Here is a 16,150-nt window from a genome sequence, read left to right on the forward strand (position 1 = left end):
TTCGATTTGCGGATCTCACGAACCCCGGCCGGGCAGCACCCGCCAGCGCCGCACGACATAACCGGGATGCGTCTCGATCCACTGGGCGACCAGCGACTGCGCCTGCATGAACGCGGTCCCGGGATTCATCGCCAGGCCGTCCACCATCTGTTCGCGTTGTTCGCAGGTCTGCGGCACAGCCGTCAGGCAGACCATCATAACGAGCGTGTAAAGCATTGCCCCTTGTCCCCATCGAATCCCCAACCCCATGCCGGGAGGTTTCCGTGATACCCACCAGTCTGCAGGGGTCGCACATACAGATCGCTTACCGGTGCTGAAAGGGCGCGGCCCCCGCTCTTTCGCGCTGCAATATAACATACCGCTAATCTAACGCCAACGACGGCAGGGCGTTTCTCCGGAGTGATCGGGTCAGGTTACGCCGCGCCAATGTGGTGCCGATGTTTCCAGCGTCGATGATTCCGATCTTCACGGGTGTTCATCGATGTCCCGTCAAACCGGCAGCCCTAGTTGCTTTCGCAGGCTTTTGTCGAATGCGGATGCGGGGACGAAACGGCGCAGGAAACTGACTTGGCGCGCCATTTTTCCAGCCGCATAGCGCCCCTTCGGAGCGGGATCGGTCGCAGCCGCCAAAACGGTCCTGGCCACCACTTCCGGCGCATCGCCTTTTTCCATTGCTTTGCGCACAGCTGCATTCATGCCGGCGCGCGCAGAGTCGTAGATATCGAGCAACTGATCCGGCCTGGCGAGATTTTCCTCAAATGAGGTGCGGGTATAGGCGGGCTCCACCAACACGACGCGAATTCCGAAAGGACGCAGTTCGTGGTCGAGCGATTCGGAATAGCCCTCAATGGCATGCTTGGTCGACGAATAAAGCGCGAAATAGGGAGCTGGAATGAACCCCTGCACCGAGCTCAAATTGACGATTCTGCCCTTGCCTTGACGGCGCATTGTCGGCAGGACCGCTTTGGTTACTCGCATAACGCCAAAGACGTTCACGTCAAACAGCGACTTGGCCTGGGCCATCGAGGACTCCTCCGCGCCACCAAGCAGGCCAACGCCGGCATTGTTGACGAGCAGGTCGATGCGCCCGGTCTCGGCCAGCACGTTCTGTACAAGTTTTGCCACGGACGCGTCATCGGTCACGTCGCCGGTCAGCATGGTAATGCCGTCGGATCGTTCGGCGACCGCGCGACGGCTGGTTCCGAACACGCGAAAACCTGCGTTCTTCAGGGCTTTGGCCGTTGTGTGCCCGATGCCGCTGGATGCCCCGGTCACCAGGGCGACGCCTAGATTGGTCCTGTTCATGAAGGTCACATCTTTCTTCGTGTTTGCATTGGCGGGGGAGAAGCGCGAAAGGTCGGAGCGAAAGGCGTCAATCATGAGCGCCTCCGGTGCTCGCGCCGGCCAGATCATCCGTCCAGCGCCGGAACAGCGCGCTGGCATTAACGCCTCCGAAGCCGAAGCCATTGGAGATTGCGTAGTCCATCGCCATCGGCCGGGCATGGTTTGCGACGAAGTCGATCCCGTCGCCGGCCGGATCGGGAGCGCTCAGATTGAGGGTCGGCGGTGCCATCTGATCCCTGAGCGCCAGGATTGCGAAGATAGCTCCGAGCCCGCCAGCGGCTCCGAGCAGGTGTCCGGTCGCCGATTTCGTTGCACTGACAGCTATCGCGAAATCGCGCCCGAACACGCTCTTGATTGCTTCGATCTCACCCAGGTCGCCTACCGGCGTAGAGGTCGCATGGGCATTGAGATGACGAACCTCGCGGGGCGAAATCCCTGCTTGGGCGATTGCGATCTCCATGGCCCGGCGCGCACCGTCGCCGTCCTCGGGACCGGAGGTGACGTGATGAGCATCAGCCGTCGTGCCGTACCCGACAAGCTCGGCCAGCGGTCTTGCGCCGCGCGCCAGGGCGTGGCTCAATTCCTCGATGACCAGCATGCCGGCTCCTTCGCCCATGACGAAACCGTCCCGCGACTTGTCGAACGGTCGGGAGGCCTCATCAGGACGGTGATTAAAGGAGGTCGAAAGAGAGCGTGCCGCGGCAAACCCACCGAGGCTGACGATATTCATGCATGCTTCCGTCCCGCCGCACACGGCAATATCGGCTTCGTTGGCGCGGATTAGGCGAGCGGCATCGCCGATCGCCTGAATGCCGGCCGCGCACGCCGTCACCGGTGCACCGAGCGGACCTTTGAAGCCATAGCGGATCGAGACGTGGCCTGCCGCGAGGTTCACCAGGAACGACGGCACCGTAAAAGGTGATAGACGGCGGACGCCGCGTCGGTCGACCGTGCGCACCGCCTCGGTTATGGCCGGGAATCCGCCGATGCCCGAGGCGATGATCGTGGCCGTGCGCAAGCGATCCGCTTCCGAGATGGGTGCCCATCTTGCTTGGGCGAGCGCCTCTTCTGCCGCCGCCAAGGCAAACAGAATGAACCGATCTACCTTGCGCTGATCCTTCGGCGGAAAGACGGCATCCGGATCGAAACCAGCCTCCGGATCTTCTTGTGTGGAGGGCACCACCCCGCCGACCTTCGCCGGCAGGTCGCCCACCATATCATCCGCAAGCCTCCGGATACCCGAGCGGCCGGCCAGGAGACGCGACCAGGACGCCTCGATATCGGCAGCAAGGGGCGTGACCGCTCCCATGCCCGTAACAACAATCCGTCGCATCTATTTCCCTATCAGTTCGGGCGCGCCGCGGGCGCCGCAACGCCGCTCAAGCGCCGGCTGCTTCGCGAACCTGATTGGCCGCCGCATCCAGAAAGGCCTGCGCAAGCTCAGGATCGTTGATGACGCGCGATAACATCAGCGCACCGACCATCGTCGAGAGAATGGCCATGGCCTTGCCATCGAAGTCCCCGCCATTGGTCTCAGCGATGAAACGGCCGAGGATTTCGAGATGCTCCTTGATCCCGGCTTCGAACGGCGCTTTCACGTCCTTGCCCTGTCTGGCGGCATCCGAGCCGAGCGCCACGATGGGGCAGCCGTCCATCTTTTCTCCGCGATGATCCATACTGAGGTAAAACGCGATCACCGCGCCAAGCGGATCATCAGGGTTTGCCGCAGTCGCGGCCGACCATCGACGGGTGGCGCTCTCCATCGCCCGCCTGGACGCCTGCGCCGCCAGGTCGTCCTTGGATGCGAACTGCTTGTAAAACGCGCCTTGGGTCAGTCCGGCACCCTTCATCAGATCCTTAAGGCCGATACCATCGAACCCGCGCTCCCGAAAAAGGCGGCTTGCCACGTTGATTACGGTTTCGCGGTTTTCCGCGGCCTGGGTACGACTTACGCGCATCGTTAGCTTCCTTTTTGGATTGCATTCGTAATCTATAAATCATATAGAGGTCGAACGCAATCTAAAAAGGAGATATGAGATGATCCGCAAAACCCTGAGCGCATCGCTCCTGGCCGCGCTGTTTCTTGCGACCCCGGCTTTTGCCGAGGAAGCCACCATCGGACGCCCGATCGAGGGCGGCAGCCTGCACGAGGGAGACCTTGACATGGTGGTCTACTACGTCCCGGCCGACGGCGACCTCTTGGAGGTCACCGCCACCTTCGCGCCGAAGACCGGGGGCGTTCCGCTGCGCGTCGTAATGGGTCTCGCCGACGACGACTCCGTGGCCTTTTCCATGCCGGGTCACCAGGGCTCGCTCTACGCGTTCTCAAGGTCCGGGGATAAGGTGACGGTCTCGACCGGGACCGACACGCATCTGGGAGCCGACGCGACAATACGCTAAGCCGAAGTTCAGACCGCAACCTGCGTGCTACTGGCCGTTGGCTCTCGCGTCCGCGCGGCTCGCCACATGGTGCCTCGATCACGCCATCGAATAAGTTTGGGGGCAAGCGTTTTGCCTGGACCGCGCGCCCTAACTGGCGCGACCTCCAGTGTTCGGTTCCTCATGCGGATAGAGCTTGCCGAACAGGGGCAGGTACATCGCGCCCTTGCGCATCAGAAAATCGTGGAAGGTCGCCATCGCCGGCGAGATAGCGTGATCGCTGCGCATCACCGAAAACCATTGCCGGCGGATCGGCATGCCGACAACGTCGAGGATAACCAGCCGGCCGGCTTCGGTTTCGGCAGCGATGGTGTGGGCAGAGATGAACGCGATGCCGAGCCCGGCCATCACTGCCTGCTTGATGGTCTCGTTCGAGTCCATCTCGACGCCGAGATCGTCGATGCGGCCGGGCACGTCGCTCAGGAATATTTCCAGTGAGATGCGCGTTCCGGAGCCGGACTCGCGAATGAGGAAATGCTCCTCGGCGATCCGCTCCTTGGAAATGTCGCGTGCCGACGCCAGCGGGTGGTCGGGCGGTGCGATGATGACCAGCGGGTGATCGCCGAAGACCGAAGCACGCACAGGGATTTCCTTGGCCGGGCGTCCCATCAGCGCGATATCGATGTCGTGGTTCTTCAGATTGTCGATCGTCTCGGCGCGGTTGCCGATGGCAAGGCGCATGTCGATATCGGGATGTTCCTTCATGAAGGCGGCCATCAGCCGCGGCGCGAAATATTTGGCCGTGGAAACGACGCCGAGCCGCAAGCTGCCGGCGCGCACGCCCTTGATCGCATCCATCTTGTCTTCCAGCAGACGAAGCCGCTCCTCGATGGCCTGTGCCGTTTCGACGAAGGCCAGCCCTGCGGCAGTGGGACGCATGCCGTCCGACGTCCGGTCGAACAAGGCCAGTTGGAACTCCTCCTCCACCTGCCGCAACTGGATCGTCACCGCTGGAGGAGATAGGCCTAACACCTTGGCCGCGCTGACGATTCTTCCGTGGCTGATGATTGCCTGAACGGTCTTGAATTGCTTAAGCGTGAGGTTTCTCATATGGCATACTAAAATTTTTTTACTGCCTGAGTAAAGTTATTGAATTTTACTTATGCAGCGTCGTTTGTTCTCCTTTCCCAATCCGGCCGACCCCAGGAGAGGCGGCTGGATCGGGAGGTTACGATGCCAGCGGCAACGCTCGACGCTTTTCTGAACTCCTATCTTGGCGAGCCGGACGAACTGCGCTCCGCGGTCGTAGCGACCATCCGTCAGCTGACGCAGGCGGCCACCACGATCCGCAGCACCATCAATCAAGGGGTGCTCGGCACGGCCTTTGCCGGAACCCGCGGCGCCAATGCTGACGGCGACATCCAGAAGGATCTCGATGTCTTTGCCGATGACATCTTCCTCGACGCCATGCGCCACGCTCCGGTCGCGCTCTACGCTTCCGAGGAACTGGAGCAGCCGGTGCTGCTCGACAGGCAAGCGGCTCTTGCCATCGCCATCGACCCGCTCGACGGCTCATCCAACATCGACACCAACGTGTCGATCGGAACGGTCTTCTCGCTCCTCCCTGCAATTGGTGCGCCGGATAGGAATCCGGCCGCCTCGTTTTTGCAGGCAGGCGTGAACCAGCTGGGCGCCGGTTTCTTCATCTACGGGCCGCAGCTGGCGCTGGTTCTGTCGCTCGGCAGCGGCACCCATGTCTTCGTTCTCTCGACCCGGCTCGGCACCTTCGTCCAGGCCTACGAGAGCCGGATCATCCCACAGCGAACCCAGGAGTTCGCCATCAATGCCGCCAACTACCGGCATTGGGACGAGGCGGTGCGGCTCTACATCGACGACTGCCTTGAAGGCACCGAAGGCCCACGCGAGAAGGACTTCAACATGCGCTGGATCGCCTCCCTGGTCGCGGACTGCTACCGCATATTGATGCGCGGCGGCGTATTCCTGTATCCGGGCGACAAGCGCAAGACTTACCGCCAGGGGCGACTGCGCCTCGTCTATGAGGCAAACCCGATCGCCTATCTCGTCGAACAGGCGGGCGGTGCCGCCACCGATACGATCACCCGCATCCTCGAAATCGAACCAGAGAACCTGCACCAGCGCGTGCCCATGGTTTTCGGATCGGCGCGCGAAGTCGCGCGCATCACCCGCTACCACACCGAGCCGAGCGCCATCGGCGAGCGCGCGCCGCTGTTCAGCCGCCGCGGCCTTTTCAGGGCCTGAACACCATGTCGGCAAAGCACCCCATCATCACCATCACCGGGTCGTCGGGCGCAGGCACCACCTCTGTCAAGCGCATCTTCGAACTGATCTTCCGGCGCGAGAACATCGGGGCCGCCTTCATCGAAGGCGATGCTTTCCATCGCTACGACCGCGCCACGATGAAGGCGAAGGTGGCCGAGGAGGAAAAGGCGGGCAATCCGAACTTCACCCACTTCCATGCCGAGGCCAATGAATTGGCTATCCTAGAAGAGGTCTTCGAGGAATATGGCCGCCGGGGAACCGGAAAGACCCGCACCTACATCCATGACGAGGATGAGGAGAAGCAGTACGGCACGCCGCCGGGACATTTCACCGAATGGCGCGAATTCCCGCCGAGCGACCTGCTCTTCTACGAGGGCCTGCATGGCTGCGTCGTCACCGACAAAATCAACCTGGCCAGGCACGCTGACCTTAGGATCGGCGTGGTGCCAGTCATAAATCTGGAATGGATCCAGAAGATCCACCGCGACCGCGCAACGCGCGGCTATTCCACAGAGGCGGTGATGGACGTGATCTTGCGGCGCATGCCGGACTATGTCCGCTACATCGTCCCGCAGTTTTCGCAGACCGCTATCAACTTCCAGCGCGTGCCGATCGTCGACACGTCCAATCCGTTCATCGCACGCTGGATTCCGACGCCCGACGAATCGATGCTGGTCATCCGCTTCGCCAATCCCCGCGGCATCGATTTCCCCTACCTGCTTTCGATGATCCACGACTCGTTCATGTCGCGGCCGAATTCCATAGTGGTGCCCGGCAACAAGCTCGACCTTGCCATGCAGCTGATCCTGACGCCGCTCATCCTGCAATTGATCGAACGCAAGAACCGTGTGTCGTGAGGAGGACGCCATGAACAGCCAGGCAGCAGCATCGAAGCCCGTCGCCGCCGTCTCGGAGCGCGACATGGCCAACGCCATTCGCGCATTGGCGATGGACAGCGTCCAAAAGGCCAATTCCGGTCATCCGGGCATGCCGATGGGCATGGCCGATGTCGCAACGGTGCTGTTCAGCCGCTTTATCAATATCGATCCGTCGGCGCCCAACTGGCCCGATCGTGACCGATTCGTGCTGTCGGCCGGGCACGGCTCGATGCTGCAGTATGCGCTGCATTACCTGCTCGGCTTTGAAGACATGCCTATCGAAGAATTGCAGCGGTTTCGCCAGCTGGGCAGCCGCACCGCCGGACATCCGGAATATGGCCATGCGCTTGGCATCGAGACGACGACCGGTCCGCTTGGACAAGGCATTTCGACTGCGGTCGGCATGGCGCTGGCGGAGCGCATGCTTGCTGCCCGGCACGGCGCCGATCTCGTCGACCATTTCACCTACGTGATCGCCGGCGACGGCTGCCTGCAGGAAGGCATCAGCCACGAGGCGATCGATCTTGCCGGTCACCTGAAGCTCTCCCGGCTGATCGTCTTCTGGGACGACAATGAGATCTCGATCGACGGACCGACTTCGCTGTCGACATCGATGGACCAGCCGGCACGGTTCAAAGCCGCTGGATGGCATGTCCAGTCGGTGAACGGCCACGACACCGACTCTGTTGCGGCGGCAATCGAAGCGGCGCAGCAATCGGACCAGCCGTCTCTGATCGCCTGCCGCACGGTGATCGGCAAGGGGGCGCCCAACCTGGGCGGTTCGGAAAAGACGCATGGCGCGCCGCTTGGCGATGCGGAGATCGCCGCGACGCGCCGGAACATCGGCTGGGCCTATGCGCCTTTCGAGGTGCCGGACGACATCCTTTTCGCCTGGCGCGAGATCGCCAGCCGCGGTCAAGCGGTGCGGCGCGCCTGGGAGCACCGGCTTGCCGCCTCGCCGCAGCGTGAGGCCTTCGAGAGCGCGGTCGCCGGGGCCCTGCCCGACGCGGTCTTCGAAGCGCTCGGTGTTTTCCGCAAGGAGCATGTCGAAAAGGCGACCAAGGTTGCGACGCGAAAAGCCTCGGAAATGGCGCTCGCTGCAATCAACGCCGCAACCGTACTGACCGTCGGCGGCTCTGCCGATCTGACGCATTCGAACCTGACGATCACCAAGGTTATGAACCGCATCGCGCCGGGCGACTACGCCGGCCGCTACATCCATTATGGAATCCGCGAGCACGGCATGGCCGCAGCCATGAACGGCATCGCGCTGCATGGCGGCTTCGTGCCTTATGGCGGCACGTTCCTGTGCTTTGCCGACTACGCGCGCGGCGCGATGCGGCTCTCGGCGCTGATGGGCCAGCGCGTCATCTATGTGATGACGCATGATTCCATCGGTCTCGGCGAGGACGGCCCGACCCACCAGCCGGTCGAGCACCTGGCAATGCTGCGGGCGACGCCAAACCTCAACGTCTTCCGTCCGGCCGACATCATCGAAACGGCGGAATGCTGGGAACTGGCACTGAGAAGCGAGGACCGGCCAAGCGTGCTGGTGCTCTCGCGCCAAAACCTGCCGATGCTGCGCCAAGGGCACGGCGACGAGAACCGGTCGAGTCGTGGCGCCTACATCCTGCGCGAGCCAGCCCGGCACCCCGCCGTGACGCTGATCGCCACCGGCTCGGAGGTCGAGATCGCTATTGCCGCCGCCGAACGGCTGGAGACCGAGCACGGCATCGCCGCCGCGGTCGTCTCGATGCCTTGCTGGGAGCTGTTTGAGGAACAGGATGCGGACTACCGCCAGGCCGTCCTCGGCCTGGCGCCGCGCATCGCCATCGAAGCCGCAGCACGGCTCGGGTGGGACCGCTGGATCGGCGACACCGGCGCTTTCGTCGGCATGGCTGGTTTCGGCGCCAGCGCCCCTGCCCCGGATCTCTACCGGCATTTCGACATCACGCCCGAAGCCGTCGCGGCAGCGGCGCTGAAGCTCATCATCTAGGAGGACGACCATGGCCCGCATCACCCTTCGCCAGCTTCTCGACCATGCCGCCGAGCATGGCTACGGGGTGCCGGCATTCAACATCAACAACATGGAACAGGGCCTCGCCATTATGGAGGCGGCCAGGGCCTGCGACGCGCCGGTCATCATCCAGGCCTCGCGCGGCGCCCGCTCCTACGCCACTGACATCATGCTGGCCAAGATGATGGAGGCTTTGACCGAAATCCATCCGGCCATTCCGCTCTGTATCCATCAGGATCACGGCAACAACGAAGCCACCTGCCTGTCGGCGATCCGCCACGGCTTCACCTCGGTGATGATGGACGGGTCATTGATGGCGGACGCCAAGACGCCGGCGAGCTACGACTACAACGTCGCCATCACCGAACGTGTCGCACGCATGGCGCATTGGGTCGGCGCTTCGGTCGAAGGCGAGCTCGGCGTGCTCGGCTCGCTGGAAACCGGCCAGGGCGAGGCCGAGGACGGACACGGCGCCGAAGGTGCGCTTTCCCATGACCAGCTTTTGACCGATCCCGATCAGGCAGTCGACTTCGTGACCGCCACCCGGGTCGACGCGCTGGCGATTGCCTGCGGTACCTCACACGGTGCCTATAAATTCAGCCGCAAGCCTGACGGCGGCATCCTGGCCATGCAGGTGATCGAGGCGATCCACGAAAAGCTGCCCAACACGCATCTGGTCATGCACGGGTCTTCCTCCGTGCCGCAGGAACTGCAGGACATCATCAACAACTATGGCGGCGAGATGCCCCAGACCTTTGGCGTCCCGGTCGAGGAAATCGAGCGCGGCATCCGCTACGGCGTGCGCAAGGTCAACATCGACACCGATTGCCGAATGGCCATGGCCGGGCAGTTCCGCCGCGTCGCGACGCAGGACCCGCGCGAATTCGATCCGCGTAAATTCCTGAAACCCGCCATGGACGCGCTGCGCGACCTTTGCCGCGATCGCTTCGAACGCTTCGGCACCGCAGGCCACGCGTCGAAGATCAGGGTGATCGCCATGGATGAGATGGCGAAACGTTACGCCGCAGGAAAGCTCGACCCGCATATCGCAACCGCGAAAGCCGCCTGAGCGGCAAACAGGAGACCTGTCATGAACAAGATCGAGATGCCGTCAGCAGGCACGCTCAAGGAAGGCAGCGAACGCTACAGGTCGGGCGTCATCCCCTACAAGAAGATGGGCTACTGGGAGCCGGACTACCGACCCAAGGAGACCGACCTGATCGCCATGTTTCGGATCACGCCGCAGCCGGGCGTCGACCACGAGGAGGCGGCCGCCGCCGTCGCCGGCGAATCCTCTACCGCGACATGGACCGTGGTGTGGACCGACAGGCTGACCGCCTGCGAGCTCTACCGCGCCAAGGCGTTCAAATCCGAGCCGGTGCCGAACACAGGTCCAGGCACCAGAATCGAGCAGCAGTACTTCGCCTATATCGCCTACGACCTCGACCTTTTCGAGCCAGGCTCAATCGCCAACCTGACTGCATCGATCATCGGCAACGTGTTCGGCTTCAAGGCAGTCAAGGCCCTGCGGCTCGAGGACATGCGCATTCCGGTGGCTTACCTCAAGACATTCCAGGGCCCGGCGACCGGCATCGTGGTGGAACGCGAGCGGCTCGACAAGTTCGGCCGGCCGCTGCTCGGCGCGACGACGAAGCCGAAGCTTGGCCTGTCAGGCCGCAACTACGGCCGCGTCGTCTACGAGGCGCTGAAGGGTGGCCTCGACTTCGTCAAGGACGACGAGAACATCAACTCGCAGCCCTTCATGCACTGGCGCGACCGCTTCCTCTACTGCATGGAGGCAGTGAACAAGGCGTCAGCCGCCACCGGCGAAGTCAAGGGCCATTATCTCAACGTCACCGCCGGCACGATGGAGGAGATGTACGAGCGCGCCGAATTCGCAAAACAGCTTGGCTCCTGCATCGTCATGATCGACCTCGTCATTGGCTACACGGCGATCCAGTCGATGGCCAAGTGGGCACGCCGCAACGACATGATCCTGCACCTGCACCGGGCCGGCAACTCGACCTATTCGCGCCAGAAGAACCACGGCATGAATTTTCGCGTCATCTGCAAATGGATGCGCATGGCCGGCGTCGATCACATCCATGCCGGCACGGTGGTCGGCAAGCTGGAAGGCGACCCGCTGATGATCAAGGGGTTTTATGACACGCTGCGCGAGGAGCGCACGCCGCAGAACCTCGAAACCGGGCTGTTCTTCGATCAGGACTGGGCCTCGCTCAACAAGGTGATGCCCGTCGCCTCGGGCGGCATCCATGCCGGCCAGATGCACCAGTTGATCCATTATCTCGGCGAGGATGTCATCCTGCAGTTCGGCGGCGGCACGATCGGCCATCCGGACGGCATCCAGGCCGGCGCGACGGCCAATCGCGTCGCGCTGGAGGCGATGATCCTCGCCCGCAACGAGGGCCGCGACTATCTGCGCGAAGGGACCAAGATCCTCGAACAGGCGGCCAGATGGTGCACGCCGCTCAAGGCGGCCCTGGAGACGTGGAAGGACGTCACCTTCAACTACGAATCGACCGACACGGCCGACTTTGTGCCAACCGCAACGCCGAGCTTCTAGACGAAAGGAACCGTCGCCATGATGACCAATCCGGGAAACAAGGTCACGCAGGGACAGTTTTCGTTCCTGCCCGACCTGACCGATGAGCAGATTTCGGCGCAGATCAAATACGCGTTGAAAAACCACTGGGCGGTCAGCGTCGAATACACGGACGATCCGCATCCGCGAAACACCTATTGGGAAATGTACGGCAACCCGATGTTCGACCTGAGGGACCCGGCGGGCATCCTGCTTGAAGTCAACAATTGCCGGAAAGCCATGCCCAACATGTATGTCCGGGTCACCGCCTTCGATTCGACCAAGGGCTGGGAAGCGCCGCGCATGTCATTCATCGTCAACCGGCCACCCAATGAACCCGGCTTCCGGCTGCTGCGCCAGGAGCGCGACGGCCGCAGCCAGGGCTATTCGATCGTGCCTTATGCGACCGACAGGCCCGAAGGCGAGCGGAGCTAGCCGAAACCATGCTGGACGCGATAGCAAAGGGCGCTGCCGTGCAGGACGAATCGGTCGATCTGCAGGCCGAGTTCGAAGCGTCCAACATCGACGAGGTGATGGATAAGCTCGACCGCGAACTCGTTGGCCTGAAGCCCATCAAGACCCGCATCCGCGAGATCGCGGCGCTGCTTCTGGTCGACCGGCTTCGCCGCAAGTTCGGGCTGACCTCGGGCGCGCCGACGCTGCACATGAACTTTACGGGCAATCCCGGCACCGGAAAGACCACCGTGGCGCTCAGAATGGCAGAAATCCTGCATCGTCTCGGCTATGTCCGCGAAGGGCACATGGTCGCGGTGACGCGCGACGATCTCGTCGGCCAATATGTGGGCCACACCGCGCCCAAAACCCGCGAAGTGATCAAGCGCGCCATGGGCGGGGTGCTTTTCATCGACGAGGCCTACTATCTCTACAAGCCCGAGAACGAGCGCGACTACGGTCAGGAATCGATCGAAATCCTGCTGCAGTGCATGGAAAACAACCGTGACGATCTGGTTGTGATTCTCGCCGGCTACAAGGACAAGATGGACCGCTTCTTCAACAGCAATCCCGGCATGCGCTCGCGCATTGCCCATCACCTCGATTTTCCCGACTACGGTGTCAGCGAACTCAAATCGATCGCCGAGATCATGCTGGCGGAACAGAATTACCGTCTCAGCGAAGCGGCGGCCAAGGCGCTCGAAGAGTATCTCCCGATCCGCATGCGGCTGCCGCATTTCTCCAACGCTCGATCGGTCCGCAATGGCCTCGACCGGGCGCGGCTTCGCCAGGCCAGCCGGCTTTTCGCATCGCGCGACCGGGCGTTGACGAAAACCGATCTTATCACCATCGAGGAATCCGATATTCGCGGCAGCCGCGTATTCGCGGAAGGTAAGCTCGAAGGCGAACCGGAGACGAAGGCGCGCTGACAAGATGACGGCGGTTGGTGTGCAGCGACTGGAAACGGACGACAGAATGGGAGCCGACGACCATGGGTACCAAGACAATCATCGCGCCCTCGGTGCTTTCCGCGGACTTCTCGCGGCTCGGCGACGAGGTTGACGCGGTCGTCCGGGCGGGTGCCGACTGGATCCATCTCGACGTGATGGATGGCCATTTCGTGCCCAACATCACCTTCGGTCCGCCGGTGGTCAAGGCGATCCGTAATCGAACGGACAAGGTCTTCGACTGCCACCTGATGATCGCTCCGGCCGACGCCTATCTCGGCGCCTTCGCCGATGCCGGGTGCGACATCATTACGGTGCATGCCGAGGCCGGACCGCATCTCGACCGTTCGCTGCAGGCAATCAGGAATCTCGGCAAGAAGGCCGGCGTGTCGCTGAACCCGTCAACGCCGGAGAGCGTGATCGAATATGTGCTTGACCGGCTCGATCTGGTGCTTCTGATGACGGTCAATCCAGGCTTCGGCGGCCAGGCCTTCATTTCGGGTGTCGTCGACAAGGTCAGGCGGGTCAAGGCGCTGATCGGCCAACGTCCGATCGACATCGAGATCGACGGCGGGGTCACGCCCGAGACCGCTCCGCTGGTCACCGCGGCCGGCGCCAATGTGCTGGTCGCCGGCTCGGCCATTTTCAAGGGTGGCACCGAGGCTGCCTATCGTGCCAATATCGGCGCCATCAGGCAGGCGGCCGACGGGGCGCTCCAGAAAGCCGCGTAAAACCATCTCATCGGAGGGTAACATGGGGGCAATCCCACCTGTCTGTGATTTCGGCTGGCAAGCCGTCGATTTCGTTTTGCCCGGCGTCGACGGCAAATCGCATTCCATCTTCAGCCACGCCGGCCCGAACGGCTTGGTGGTGGCCTTCATCTGCAATCACTGCCCCTATGTGAAGGCGGTGATCTCACGCATCGTTCGCGATGCCAACGACCTCAAGGCAGAAGGCGTCGGCTTTGTCGCCATCAACTCAAACGATGCCGACGCCTACCCCGATGATTCCTTCGACAACATGAAACTTTTCGCCAGGACGAACGGCTTCACTTTCCCCTACCTCCACGACGAGCACCAGAGGGTGGCGCGTGCCTACGGAGCCGTTTGCACTCCGGATTTCTTCGGGCTCAACAATGAGTTGACGCTGCAATATCGCGGCCGGCTTGACGCGTCGCGACGCGACGTTGGACCGCCTGGGCTCAGGCGCGATCTGTTCGAGGCGATGAAGCAGGTTGCCCGAACCGGCGACGGACCGCTGGACCAGATCGCTTCGATCGGCTGTTCGATCAAGTGGAAGGATGCTGCATGAACGTCGGCGCAGGCAGGCCGTTTCGATCGCCCAAGGCGATCCTGTTCGATCTCGACGGTACGCTGGTCGATTCGGCGCCTGATATAACGGCGGCCGTCAACGAATTGCTGGCCGGCCGCGATCTGCCACCGCTGCGCCTGGATCAGGTCAAGTCCATGATCGGCGGCGGCATCAGGAAACTGGTCGAACGAGCCTTCGCGGCTTCCGGCACGCCGCTCCTCGGCAGCGCGCTCGAAGAGGCCAACCGCGTCATGGCGCCGATCTATCGCAGGCATCTGACCGGCCGCACAAGGCTGATGCCTGGCGTCAGGGAGGTTCTCACGCACTTGCATTTGAGCGGAATAGCCATGGGCGTGGTGACCAACAAGCCGCAGTTGGCGGCCCGCGAAATCCTGCTGCATTTTGGGCTGACGGACTATCTCGGCGCGATCGTCGGCGGAGACGCCGTGACATACTTGAAGCCGGCGCCAGACGCGCTATTGCTGGCGCTCGACCAGCTTCAGGTCGAACCTCGTGACACGCTGATGGTCGGAGATAGCAGCGCCGACGTGGCCGCCGCCCGCGCGGCCGGCATGGCAGTCATTCTGCTGCGTGGCGGATACAGCCAAATTCCCGTTGAAGAGCTTGGCGCCGACCTCGTTTGCGACAGCCTGTTCGATCTGCCGTCCGCGATGCAGACGCTGCAAGACGCTGCGTGACACCCAAGCGCAAAGCCCAGGCCAACGCCGGCCGGGCGCACTCCAAATGGCCGGCGGTACCGGGTTATTTGGAGAATTGCTTCAGGTAGGCAATGACATTGGCGATGTCCTCGTCCTTCTTGAGGCCGACAAACGCCATCTTCGTTCCTTTGACCATCGCCTTGGGATCGCGAAGATAGTTGGTCAGCGTGGCTTCGTCCCATTTAACGCCGGATTTTCCGGCCTCGGTCATCGCCTTGGAATAGCTGAACCCCGGATGCGTCCCGGCCGTTCGGCCGATGACGCCGTTCAACGACGGACCGACCTTGTTCTGGTCCTTGTCTGCGACGTGGCAGACCTTGCATTTGGCGAAGACCTTCTCACCCGCCGCGGCAGCCTGGGCCCAAGACTGGGTGGTGACAAAGGTAGCGACGGACACGGCGGTGAAAAACGCGACTGCGCGCATGGCATTTCCTCATTGATCGTGTGAGTGCCCTGGATAATTTACGCGTGTCGATGCCTTGGCCGCCGGCATCCGTTTTTGTGCGGGAGAGCGAACTATTCGTCCTTTCCCCCGGGACCGGCAGCACCTACACGCCTCGAAAAGCTAGACTGCCGATGAAGGACGTCAATCGTACAAAGGTCCTGTTTCGCCGCGCTTGTCGGCTGTGGAGGCAGCCGCCATCCTCGCCTCAAAGCCGGTTGTGAGAGCGACCTTTTGCTGTCGTCCACCAAAACCTTCCGGGCGTGACCTGGTCGCCTTACGGCTCGAATGCGGATTGCAAGTTATTTCGCAGCCAATGGCCAATAGAAATGGCGGCCCTGTGAGGCACCGCCACGCGTGCCTGTTCCGCCTGACTAAAAGCAGCGTACGTCGGCTTCAGCCTGCGCGCGTTTCAGTTCCGCCCGCGCCGCCTGAGCTGGCGCGCTTTCGCGAAACAACCCTGCCGCCTCCCCTGTCGTCAACGACATACTTTTGAAGGTCTCCGCCCTCTCATAGTGATCGTAGGGGAGGATCGAGGCGATAACATCGATCGAGCACGAACAGCTTTCAAGCGCCTGACGTGTCTGGCCATTTGTTTGCATGCAGCCGAGCACGTAGTCTGCAATCGTTGCCGTCGGGTAGTCTCCCGCGGCGCTGGCCGGGTTCGCAAAGGCCAGAGTCGCCGAAAAGACCAGCGGTAGGATAAAAGATCCAACAGATCTGATCATGAGGGAACCTCCAGTTGGCCTGGGCACGA

18 protein-coding genes are annotated in these 16,150 nt (G+C 62.3%); 11 read left to right on the top strand and 7 right to left on the bottom strand.

The features are described from left to right. Positions 1–15 precede the first annotated feature (15 nt). From NKH98_RS22335 to NKH98_RS22350, 4 genes are all read right to left on the bottom strand, one after another. Positions 16–216 carry a hypothetical protein gene (locus tag NKH98_RS22335; RefSeq protein ID WP_352480432.1) on the bottom strand — a complete coding sequence of 67 codons (201 nt, stop codon included), beginning with the start codon at positions 214–216 and terminating at the stop codon, positions 16–18. Between the two features lie 273 nt (positions 217–489). Beyond that, entirely contained in the window at positions 490–1,305 is an 816-nt protein-coding gene (locus NKH98_RS22340) for an oxidoreductase (RefSeq protein WP_352901859.1), read from the bottom strand. A gap of 67 nt (positions 1,306–1,372) precedes the next feature. Further along, a complete protein-coding gene (gene fabF / locus NKH98_RS22345; RefSeq protein WP_352901721.1) occupies positions 1,373–2,677 on the bottom strand; it encodes a beta-ketoacyl-ACP synthase II in 1,305 nt (434 codons plus the stop codon). A 46-nt stretch (positions 2,678–2,723) separates the two neighbouring features. Further along, a complete protein-coding gene (locus tag NKH98_RS22350) occupies positions 2,724–3,302 on the bottom strand; it encodes a TetR/AcrR family transcriptional regulator (protein ID WP_352901724.1) in 579 nt (192 codons plus the stop codon). Positions 3,303–3,381: 79 nt separating this feature from the next. Here NKH98_RS22350 and NKH98_RS22355 point away from each other — a divergent pair, with 79 nt between their 5' ends. Continuing rightward, positions 3,382–3,744 (top strand): hypothetical protein, encoded by a 363-nt coding sequence (locus NKH98_RS22355; protein ID WP_352901727.1) that lies wholly within the window; start codon positions 3,382–3,384, stop codon positions 3,742–3,744. Between the two features lie 129 nt (positions 3,745–3,873). Here the strand turns inward: NKH98_RS22355 and NKH98_RS22360 are convergent, their stop codons facing one another. Further along, positions 3,874–4,833: a LysR family transcriptional regulator gene (locus tag NKH98_RS22360; RefSeq protein WP_352901729.1), complete on the bottom strand. Its 960-nt coding sequence runs from the start codon at positions 4,831–4,833 to the stop codon at positions 3,874–3,876. 123 nt (positions 4,834–4,956) lie between these two features. Here NKH98_RS22360 and NKH98_RS22365 point away from each other — a divergent pair, with 123 nt between their 5' ends. The 10 genes from NKH98_RS22365 to gph all read left to right on the top strand — a co-directional run bounded on the left by NKH98_RS22365 (position 4,957) and on the right by gph (position 14,930). Beyond that, positions 4,957–6,003: a class 1 fructose-bisphosphatase gene (locus NKH98_RS22365; protein WP_352901731.1), complete on the top strand. Its 1,047-nt coding sequence runs from the start codon at positions 4,957–4,959 to the stop codon at positions 6,001–6,003. 5 nt (positions 6,004–6,008) lie between these two features. Beyond that, complete coding sequence (locus NKH98_RS22370) at positions 6,009–6,881, top strand: phosphoribulokinase (protein WP_254819812.1); 873 nt, start codon at positions 6,009–6,011, stop codon at positions 6,879–6,881. A gap of 10 nt (positions 6,882–6,891) precedes the next feature. After that, positions 6,892–8,898, top strand: a complete 2,007-nt coding sequence (gene tkt / locus NKH98_RS22375; RefSeq protein WP_352901734.1) for a transketolase — start codon at positions 6,892–6,894, stop codon at positions 8,896–8,898. A gap of 10 nt (positions 8,899–8,908) precedes the next feature. After that, the gene (gene fba / locus NKH98_RS22380) at positions 8,909–9,988 is read left to right on the top strand and encodes a class II fructose-bisphosphate aldolase (protein WP_352901737.1); all 1,080 of its coding nucleotides are present in this window, start codon (positions 8,909–8,911) and stop codon (positions 9,986–9,988) included. Positions 9,989–10,009: 21 nt separating this feature from the next. Further along, positions 10,010–11,503 carry a ribulose-bisphosphate carboxylase large subunit gene (locus tag NKH98_RS22385; RefSeq protein WP_502894294.1) on the top strand — a complete coding sequence of 498 codons (1,494 nt, stop codon included), beginning with the start codon at positions 10,010–10,012 and terminating at the stop codon, positions 11,501–11,503. An 18-nt stretch (positions 11,504–11,521) separates the two neighbouring features. Beyond that, a complete protein-coding gene (locus NKH98_RS22390) occupies positions 11,522–11,956 on the top strand; it encodes a ribulose bisphosphate carboxylase small subunit (RefSeq protein ID WP_254819809.1) in 435 nt (144 codons plus the stop codon). Positions 11,957–11,964: 8 nt separating this feature from the next. Next, entirely contained in the window at positions 11,965–12,903 is a 939-nt protein-coding gene (gene cbbX, locus NKH98_RS22395; protein WP_352901741.1) for a CbbX protein, read from the top strand. A gap of 62 nt (positions 12,904–12,965) precedes the next feature. Further along, positions 12,966–13,652 carry a ribulose-phosphate 3-epimerase gene (gene rpe / locus NKH98_RS22400; RefSeq protein WP_352803875.1) on the top strand — a complete coding sequence of 229 codons (687 nt, stop codon included), beginning with the start codon at positions 12,966–12,968 and terminating at the stop codon, positions 13,650–13,652. Between the two features lie 22 nt (positions 13,653–13,674). After that, a complete protein-coding gene (locus NKH98_RS22405; RefSeq protein ID WP_352901745.1) occupies positions 13,675–14,232 on the top strand; it encodes a thioredoxin family protein in 558 nt (185 codons plus the stop codon). Next, on the top strand, positions 14,229–14,930 hold the full coding sequence (gph, locus tag NKH98_RS22410; protein ID WP_352901747.1) for a phosphoglycolate phosphatase: 702 nt from the start codon (positions 14,229–14,231) through the stop codon (positions 14,928–14,930). The genes NKH98_RS22405 and gph overlap by 4 nt, the downstream gene beginning before the upstream one ends. A 64-nt stretch (positions 14,931–14,994) precedes the next feature. On the opposite strand, the gene NKH98_RS22415 is transcribed toward gph, so the two are convergent. Continuing rightward, positions 14,995–15,375 carry a c-type cytochrome gene (locus tag NKH98_RS22415; RefSeq protein WP_352901749.1) on the bottom strand — a complete coding sequence of 127 codons (381 nt, stop codon included), beginning with the start codon at positions 15,373–15,375 and terminating at the stop codon, positions 14,995–14,997. A gap of 392 nt (positions 15,376–15,767) precedes the next feature. Then, entirely contained in the window at positions 15,768–16,121 is a 354-nt protein-coding gene (locus tag NKH98_RS22420) for a hypothetical protein (protein ID WP_352803864.1), read from the bottom strand. Positions 16,122–16,150: the final 29 nt, after the last annotated feature.

The organism is Mesorhizobium sp. M0833 (genome assembly GCF_040319905.1).
Taxonomy (GTDB): domain Bacteria; phylum Pseudomonadota; class Alphaproteobacteria; order Rhizobiales; family Rhizobiaceae; genus Mesorhizobium.